This is a genomic window from Rhodomicrobium udaipurense JA643 (assembly GCF_000636015.1).
Lineage (GTDB): Bacteria > Pseudomonadota > Alphaproteobacteria > Rhizobiales > Rhodomicrobiaceae > Rhodomicrobium > Rhodomicrobium udaipurense.
The window spans coordinates 1-8609 of record NZ_JFZJ01000132.1; the positions used below are offsets into that span (position 1 = coordinate 1).

The following is an 8609-nucleotide window of genomic DNA, read 5'->3' on the forward strand; positions in this document are numbered from 1 at the left end:
AGCAGCCTTTACCTAAAGGTATAGACGTTGACGCAAACGTCAACCGGAAACCGCCCTCGCGAGAGCGGGCGGATTTGACGCACCTCGCCGCGACTGCGCGCGCCGCTCCCGCCGAACTGCCCGCCTCGAACGACGTCATGGCGGCCCGCGAACTCGCCCGCAGCGCCAAAAGCCTCGAAGAGTTACGCGGACTCCTCGAAAGTTTCGAAGGGTGCGGCCTCAAGGCCACCGCAAGCCGCCTCTGCCTGTCGCGCGGGTCGCCCTCCGCCCCGCTGATGCTCATCGGCGAAGCGCCCGGCAAGGACGAAGACCGGCAGGGCCAGCCCTTCGTCGGCCGCGCGGGGCAACTTCTGGACCGCATGCTCGCAGCCATCGGCCTCACCGAAGCGGACTTCTACATCACCAATATCGTGTTCTGGCGTCCGCCCGGCAACCGCACGCCCTCACCGGAAGAAGTGCAGGTGTGCCAACCTTTTGTGGAAAGGCAAATTGAACTCCTCGCGCCTAAGATCGTTGTGTTCCTGGGAAATGCTGCGGCCAAGCAACTCACCGGAGCAACGGAGGGAATCATGAAGCTGCGCGGAAAATGGCTGGAACTGCCGGGGCACCCCGGCGCGCGCGCGATGGCGACGCTTCACCCGGCCTATCTCCTGCGCACGCCCATCGCCAAGCGGCTCGCCTGGCGCGACCTGCTCGCGGTTCGCGAGGCGCTCGACACGCTTGAGGGGCGCCCGTGAGGCCGCCGGCAACGGCTCAGCGCATTGGTGTCGTCGATGTGCTTCGGATCGTGGTCCCGGTCGCGGCGCTGGCGCTTTACGCAGCCATCACCTTCCTCGGCGGACAGGCGATCAAGGACCAGCCGCCGCTATGGCTGTCGCTCGTCGTCTTTCCCATCCTGTTCGCGACCGTCATCGCGGCGGTCGTCAGCGCCGAGGAGATCGCGCACGAAATAGGCGAGCCGTTCGGCACGCTCGTGCTCACCATTTCGGTAACGATCATCGAAGTTGCGCTGATCATGTCGATCATGTTCGAGGAAAAGGGCAACCCCACCCTCGCACGCGATACCGTGTTCGCGGTGGTCATGATCGTCGCCAACGGTCTTGTCGGCATCTGCATGCTGGCGGGAGGGCTCCGCTATTACCAGCAGGATTTCGAGACGAAGGGCGCGAACGTCTACCTTGCCGTGCTGACCGCGCTTTCGATGCTGACGATGGTGCTACCGAATTTCACCATATCGTCGGCCGGGCCCGTGCTGACCTCGTCGCAACTCATCTTCGTGTCGATCGTGACGCTGCTGCTTTACGCCTTGTTTCTATACATCCAGACCGTGCGGCACACGGAATTCTTCAAGACGGAGATCGAGGATAATGGCGACAAGAAAAGCGGGCACCGCCTTCGCGCCCGCGCGCCAATCCTCCTCATCGCGTCGCTCGTGGCGGTGGTTCTGCTCTCGAAAACATTCACCGCCTCGTTGCAAGGTATCCTGACGGACCTCGGCGCACCGGAGCCGTTCCTCGGCTTCCTCGTCGCGCTGCTGATCCTTTCGCCGGAGGGCATCACGGCGGTTCGGGCCGCGCGCGCGAATGAGCTTCAGCGGTCGATAAACCTTGCGCTAGGCTCGTCGCTCGCCACCATCGGCATGACGGTGCCAGCCGTCGCCGTCATCACGATCTACACGGGCAAGGATCTCATCCTCGGCCTCGGCTCGGAATCGATGGTGCTCCTGTTCCTCACGCTGCTCGTGAGCGTCTACACCTTCGGCACCGGGCGCACGAACATCCTGTTCGGCTTCCTGCACCTCATCATCTTCGCGACGTACATCTTCCTGATCTTCGTGCCGTGACGACTTGAGCCGCAACTGTTCACGGGCGTCAGCTAAGCGCCGGAACGCCCGCGATCCATGCGTGAAAATGGAGCATGGCCGCCCAGACCGCGACACCGATGGCGACGCGCCACCAGCCGAGTTGGGCGAAGCTCAGATGCGCGCGTCCGTCCGCCATGGCCGCAAAAGGAACGAACGAAGTCCTGGCCTCGAAATCGGCCCAGCCGGGCACTGTCACCCGTTTTCGCCGCTGCTGAAGCCAACTGCCGATCAACGCGGTAGCCGCAAGCGCACCGAAGAAGAGGAGGCTGCGCACCGTCCCCTGCGAAAGCAGGTGGGCGACGGCCCAGATGGCGAACCCCCACATCACGGGATGACGCGTGATGGCGAAGATGCCGCCCGATGCGTCACGTTTTTCGAGCACCTTTTCCGCTCCGGGCGAAGAGGGGTTAGGCGTCAGCAACCCGCCCACGAGCAGAATCGAAGCGAAGAGAATGAGACCCACCTTCGGCCAGATCCACCAGACGGGCATAGACCAGAGCTTTTCGCCGGGTGACGCCGCGTTGAACTCGACAACCGCCCAATAGAGCGCGGCCAACGAAAGGATCGAAAACGCCGCCGAATACACGCCCTCGCCTGCAATCGCGACTGAGCGGCGACGCAACGGCGTTGACGGGAAAAGGTGCAGAAGGAAGAAAGCGGATGATGCCGCAAGCAAGCCGTGCATGGTTCCCTCCGAGTCACATCGCAGGCTGAACGATTACATGGGTTTTAGTCTTGCAGGAAGTGGTACACGCGTCACGTGGAGCGCGCCTCGGACTTGTGCGTCACGGAGGCGGTCATGGCGCGCGACGGGTGGGCACCCGTCTACGTCAGCTGAGCACGATCTTTCGGCCGAACGGCACGGTGGCGTTTGCGAAGGCTTCCGGCACCGCCCAGAGCACGGGAAAGCGCGGACGGAAGCGCGCCGCGCCATCGAGGTCGGTCAGCACCACCGCGATGTCGGGGCAGTATTTGTCCGCCTCCATGAGGAGCGGCGTGAAATCCGTGTCACCGCGACCGTCGAACTCAATCTCGCGCAGGTTGGACACGCCCGGCTCATAGCGCACCACTTTCCTCACGCGGTCGTCGCCGATGATGAGCATCAGCCCGGACTCCTGCCGCCGTGTGATGGCCTCGATCTCCAGCGCGAAACGGTCGAGCAGCTTCTCCTCAACCGAGCCCGACACATCCACCACCACCACGAGACGCGGCACGGGCTTCGCAAGGCTGAACCCCGGCTCGAACGGCATGCGCCGCGTGCCCATGCGCCCCTGATTGGCGATGTAGGAGCGCGCCGGCCGCGACCACGACAGGTCGAGTTTCTTCGACAGCGCGCGGGCAAGCTGCGAGCGAAGCGCGCGCTCCCACGGGGTCTTGATCTTCGGCAGGTCGGCGGTGAGCGCGCGCAGCATCGAGTGCATGCCGTCGCTGGCGTGGCTCCGCTGGATGCGCTCGCTCCATTGCAGCGCCGCTTGCGCCTCGGCTTCGGGGGGCGCATCGGGATCGGGCGTCGGCACGAGGTCGCGCAGGCTTCCCGCGCCCTTGGCACGAGCCGTCGCCGCTTTCGGACCGTCCTTGCGCTCGTCCGGCTTCGTTTGCTGCGCCTGCTGCGTTTCGCGGCCGTTCTTGCCGTCCTGGCTTTCCTCCGAGCCGCCCTTCTTCTGGCGGCGCTGATCGCGCTTGCCGCCCTTGTCCGCCTGCTGACGGTCGTCGACGGCGCGATAAAGCCGCTCCACGTCCCATTCGAGCAGCGACTTCTGCACGTCCTCGCGGATGTTCAGCGTGTCGCGCAGAAGATCGTCCAGATAAACCGACCGGTGCGGCAGCCTCAGCCACGTCAGATGCGACAGCGAGCTGTTGACGATGGCGTCGGCGCAGATGTTGAAAAGGTCGAGATCGACATCGCCGAGGAGTTGCTGCAATTCGAGATAGCGTTGCGGATGGCGCAGCGCGATGTGCAGCACCTCATGCGCCACAAGGCCCACCTGTTCCGCGGCCGGCGTTTCCGTGAAGGCCGGGCCGTAGCGAAGCGTGGTGCCATCCGTGGAGACGACGGGCGCGGCGGGGTCGGCGACATCGAGGTGCTTCACCCACAGCGCGAGGCCGCCCGTCGAGGGTGCAAACTCCACCATGCGCTGTATGGCCCGCGTCCCGCGATGGCCGGGCGGCAGGCCCGCACCCGCGCCGAAGTCGCTTGCGCCGCTCCCGTCAGGCATAGGTCGGCTCCTTCGCGCGCGCCTCGGCATAGCGGCCATAGGCCGGGCTTTCGAGGATCGCGCCCTCAAGGCCGGTCGCCAGCGCCTTTTGCATGATGAGTTCCATCGCAAGCGTCTGCACCTCGCGAAGCGGCAGGCGGATTTCCGCCCTCACGTCGGGCAGTTGCTCCACGATTTCGAGCGCGCGGGCCACGCTGTCCGAGTCGACGCAGGCCGCGAGAAGCCCGTAGGTCATGCCGTATAGCCCATCGAGCGAGCGCGGCAGCAGCGCCACCGTCTCAGCACCGGGCTTCGCCGCCATGAGCTTGAAGACATCGACGCTCGCCTGGATCTCGCGCAGCACGCCGAAGAATTCCGCCGCGTTGGAAGCGCCGATGCGGCCCTGCACGAAAATGCGCTTCGCGTGTTCCGACATCTCCGACTTCAGCACGTTGGAAATGTCTTCCCAGCCGCGCGGGCTGGAGCCGATGAGGTGGTCGTTGGAAAGCTGCGACTCGGTGTCGTCGAGCTTGTCGGGCCGCACCTTGAGATAGGCCATGACCTCCGGCGCGAAATTGTTGGCCATCGCGTATTCGAGGAAGGCGTCGATCACCGACTGCACGTGAAAATGGAACATTCGGTCCGCGAGAGCGGTTCCCATGTCGTGGCACACCGCACCGTGGAAACTGGCATTGCCCGCCGCGACCACCTGCCAGCCGTCCGGCAGTTCGTAATGCCCCACGCGGCGGTCGAGGATCAACGAATAGGCCGAAATCTGCAACCGCTGGTCGGCGGCGGTCAATTCGTCGAGGAACAGGATGCCTTGCGGCTGATCGTGACCGGGCAGGAACTCCGGCGGAAACCACACCGTCTTCGCAAGCGTATCGTCCGCGTAGATCGCGCCGCGAATGTCCACCGGCTCGATGGTGGTGAGGCGCAAATCCACCAGCGGCACGCCGTAATGGGCCGCGACTTGCCGCACGATGGAGGATTTGCCGACACCGCGCGTCCCCCAAAGCATCGTCGCCCTGCGGCGCAGGACGGGGTTGACGAACTGCTCGATCAGCGCTGCCTTCGCGGTCGCGATCGAGACGGGGGGCACGTTCATCGGGTTTCCGGCCATTCCTTACCCTCCGGCGCAAAGTTAATCAGTGTACTTGCAATGCACAGATAGTTATCTTGTTCCCTTAGTCTTTCGGCTGTAACTCGCGCTCTGGCTTGCATCCGTTACTTGTCGCAGCGCATATTCTTCACGCGGCCTCAGGCCGGCTCCGGGTCCAGCATCCATTTCGATGCTTTAAGCCGACGCGGCAGCGGTGGGATTTCGATCTGCGGCAGCCTGCGCATGCAAAACACCGACACCATGAGAAGCGGCGGCGCGTTGAAGATCAGCATGCGCAGCAACGAGTCCTCCGATAGTTCGAGCCGTGAGGACAGCGCGGCGAGGCCGATCAGCGTGAGAGCGACCAGCAAGGGCAGCGAGCGGCGGAATGCGACGCCCCATCGCGCCTTGTAAAGCCGGTCGTGGAAGCGCGCGGGCGCGTCCCCGAAAGTCTGCACGAGATGCTCGACCATCTTGTCGAGGTTCAATTCCGCCCGGCGACTGCGGTCCGGCTCGCGACCCGACGTCTTGAGGATACCGCGCCACGTATCGCGCCGCCTGCGGAGGAGGCTCCAGTTCCAGCCGAGCACGGCGAGCAAGTCTTCCGGCAGACGCAGATGCGCGCCTTCGGGCGGCTCGATCTCGATGATCGTTTCGGGATCGGCTTTCACTGTTGGCGCGGTGGCCTTCACGGTGAGATCGCCAAGCGTCGCGGCCATGTGGGTGAGGGATTTCTGCGTCGCGGGCTGACCGGTGGGCGTCTTGCCGCTGCCGCGCAGGAGCCGCCAGCATTTCACCATCTTGAAGCCAAGCCCGAAGCGAAACTGGCTCGACGACGGCACAGTGTCGAAGCAATCGAGCATGTCTGCGAGATCGCGGCCTTCGATTTCGAGCCGCGCCTCGAAATTTTCCGGCGCGGTCGAACACACGGTTGTGCGTTTCAGCTTGTGCGGCGTGGCGGCGCCGCTCGTACAGTAAAGTTCGAGCGTCTCGGTATAGGCGGGCGCGCCCTCTCGTTCGCCGAGGCGTTCGACCGGTTTGAAGACAAGTCGTCGTTCCTGCCGGTTGGTGGACTGCAAGTCAGGATGCAGTCCGCGGCGAGTGAACGGCGCGACGAGGCTCAGAATTTCATGATGCGAAAGAGGATGCGAAGCCACGGTGCACTCCGGTCAAACAGGTTCGGCCAGCAGCCGGAACGCCGTATTTTCGAGCCGTGAGAGCCTTTCTCCCGGACCGTTTCGTGACCGGCCGCGTTTGGATCATTCTAAATGATTTTAACCTGTACTCGAAGCCAACGGTTCCCACAGTGTCGTTATTGCACGTGATCTGACGGTTAAATTTACGTGATAGCTTGCTCAGCCTGAGCTTGGATCGTCTTCGGATCTACACCCGCACGCTGGCAAGCTGCCGCATGAAGCGCGTAAACTGGCGAAGCTGTTGCAGTTCTACCGGCTCGATGCCGTCAGGATCGAAATGCATCACGTCGTTCCTGATCTTGCGCACCGCGTCGAGCGACTGGCAGAAGACCTCGCGCTCGATGTCGATCCCGAGTCTGCTCCAGTTCTGCGGCAATTGCAGAAGGCGGATATATTCGCCGAATGACAGATCCGCGACGGTTTCGACGTAGGCGACCCGCGACGCGTCCGCGGGATTGCAGGCGGTCTTGAGTTCGTCCGCTGAAAACGCGTTGCCGATCATGTTGCGGACCAGATTTTCGATCTCGCCGAGGAGCAGGAACGGCTCGGTCAGGTCATGAAACTGGAGGCTCAGATCGTTGGCTGTGACGATGCCGGTGATGCGTCCATCCACGCCGCGCACGAGCACGTAATCGTTCGCCACGATGGCCTGGATCGCATCGAAGATGGAGACGTCGGATCGCACCTCGTGATGCGGTTCCATCGCGTCGCGGACCAGCGTCGCGGGCCGGTTCAGGACCGTGCGTGTGCCGACGGAGCGCCAGCTCAGCATGCCGAGCACTGTCTCCTCGTCCGTCATGACGGGAAGCTGGGAGTAGCCGCCCAGCATCATGATCGTGACGGCCTGTGCGACAGACTTGTCAGGCGGGACGGAGACGATGCCCTGGTTCGCGGCGGCGAGCCTGCCGACCTTGTAGGTCGCCTCGCGGGTCTCCCAGCGGCCCGGCGGAACGGTCTCGGGCGCCTTCAGCGGTTCTTCGCCGGGCACCTTCGGCTCGAAATTGACGAAAACGCCGTTCCCTTCGGAGAGGACGAACCTGATTGGCGCGTCGATCCAGACCGTCTCGAAATCGGGCACGGTGCGCACGCCCTCTTTCGCGAGTTCGTCGCGGATGTTCTGAACGATCCTGTAGCGGCGGCGCTGGGCGTCGAACCAGCCGAGAAATGTCCGGACGCTGACTTCGGGCGGGGTCTGTCCCGCGCGGAGATCACTGGCAATGGAGCTGATACGCGTATCCAAGAAACACCCCTCGAAAATATTGACGAATTAAATAGAAAATCAGCCACTTTGCAATCTGAACGACGAGACGTTAGAAGCATTGCCGTTGCGTCATTTCGCGGCATCGGTGGAGCGTTTCGCTGCGACGAGAGAGCAAGGAGCCTTGCGCTTTGGCCGCGAGAGAGGGAAACAGGGGCGGTTGGCGCGCTCGTCCCGGCGACGGCGCCCGTCTCTTTTCAGGAATCCCAAGTGAGAACCCCATGTCCCGCAAGGGCATAATCGCACGCCGCTTCTCGGAAAGCGTCTCGACCTACGACGCCAACGCGGCGCTTCAGGAGACGGTGGCTGCGCGCCTCGCCGAGTTTCTGCCCAGCGCGAACGCGCCGCGCGTTCTCGAAATCGGGTGCGGCACCGGGCTTTTCTCGCGCCGTCTGCTCACGCGCTATCCCCGCGGCCGCTTTCTGTTCACCGACATCGGCCCCGAGATGGTTTCGCGCTGTCGTGAAAACATGGCGGCGGCAGGCGAACGGGACGCGGAAACGACGTTCGCAGCGATGGACGGCGACCGCCCAGCCGTTTCAGACGGCTTCGATCTCGTGGCCTCAAGCATGACGCTGCAATGGTGCGACGATCCGCGCCGAAGCCTCGATAACTGGCGGCGACTGCTGAGGCCCGGCGGGTGCATCGTGTTCGCCACCATCGGCCCCGGCAATTTTCCCGAGTGGCGCGAGACACTCGAAAGCCTTGGTGAGCCCGTCGGCCTGCTCGATATGCCCGCGCTCGACGGCATCGTGCGGGAGGAGACAATTGCCGCCGAATATGGCGACGCGGCGGGTTTTCTCAGAGCGTTGCGCAACACGGGCGCGCGCCAGCCGAGGCCCGGATACCGGCCGCTGTCCGCCAGCGCGCTCAAGTGCGCGCTGGCGGCATTCGACCGCCGTCACGGGGGCTGCGTCACATGGCGCATCGTCTATGGCGTTCTCAGCGCGGCCAGTGCTCAGGCGCATACGTTTGGTCCACATCGCTGCACGCT

Annotated in this window: 8 protein-coding genes; 3 read left to right on the top strand and 5 right to left on the bottom strand. The window is 63.9% G+C overall.

The genetic code is table 11. The features are described 5' to 3' along the window. The coding region (locus T281_RS14560; RefSeq protein ID WP_052037536.1) for a uracil-DNA glycosylase at positions 1 to 737 on the top strand (737 nt) is incomplete at its 5' end. Further along, positions 734 to 1843, top strand: coding sequence for a calcium:cation antiporter (locus T281_RS14565; RefSeq protein ID WP_081796826.1), 1110 nt, complete (start codon positions 734 to 736; stop codon positions 1841 to 1843). The genes T281_RS14560 and T281_RS14565, both read left to right, overlap by 4 nt. Before the next feature lie 28 nt (positions 1844 to 1871). Here T281_RS14565 and T281_RS14570 read toward each other — a convergent pair whose 3' ends face one another. The 5 genes from T281_RS14570 to T281_RS14590 all read right to left on the bottom strand — a co-directional run bounded on the left by T281_RS14570 (position 1872) and on the right by T281_RS14590 (position 7597). Then, complete coding sequence (locus T281_RS14570) at positions 1872 to 2549, bottom strand: NnrU family protein (protein ID WP_037240874.1); 678 nt, start codon at positions 2547 to 2549, stop codon at positions 1872 to 1874. A gap of 145 nt (positions 2550 to 2694) precedes the next feature. Beyond that, positions 2695 to 4080, bottom strand: coding sequence for a vWA domain-containing protein (locus tag T281_RS14575; protein WP_155955275.1), 1386 nt, complete (start codon positions 4078 to 4080; stop codon positions 2695 to 2697). Continuing rightward, positions 4073 to 5182, bottom strand: coding sequence for an ATP-binding protein (locus tag T281_RS14580; RefSeq protein WP_037240877.1), 1110 nt, complete (start codon positions 5180 to 5182; stop codon positions 4073 to 4075). Before T281_RS14580 ends, T281_RS14575 begins: the two co-directional genes overlap by 8 nt. Before the next feature lie 137 nt (positions 5183 to 5319). Continuing rightward, a complete protein-coding gene (locus T281_RS14585; protein ID WP_052037534.1) occupies positions 5320 to 6318 on the bottom strand; it encodes a hypothetical protein in 999 nt (332 codons plus the stop codon). Positions 6319 to 6544: 226 nt separating this feature from the next. Further along, positions 6545 to 7597: a CBS domain-containing protein gene (locus T281_RS14590; protein WP_037240881.1), complete on the bottom strand. Its 1053-nt coding sequence runs from the start codon at positions 7595 to 7597 to the stop codon at positions 6545 to 6547. 239 nt (positions 7598 to 7836) lie between these two features. On the opposite strand from T281_RS14590, the gene T281_RS17945 reads away from it, so the two are divergent. Then, positions 7837 to 8609, top strand: a 773-nt coding sequence (locus T281_RS17945; protein WP_052037535.1) for a methyltransferase, incomplete at its 3' end; no start/stop codon positions are given.

Bases quoted from the DNA above. Each gene is read 5' to 3' on its own strand.
- T281_RS14580 (WP_037240877.1), bottom strand. From the start codon at position 5,182: ATGGCCGGAAACCCGATGAACGTGCCCCCCGTCTCGATCGCGACCGCG.
- T281_RS14570 (WP_037240874.1), bottom strand. From the start codon at position 2,549: ATGCACGGCTTGCTTGCGGCATCATCCGCTTTCTTCCTTCTGCACCTT.
- T281_RS14575 (WP_155955275.1), bottom strand. From the start codon at position 4,080: ATGCCTGACGGGAGCGGCGCAAGCGACTTCGGCGCGGGTGCGGGCCTG.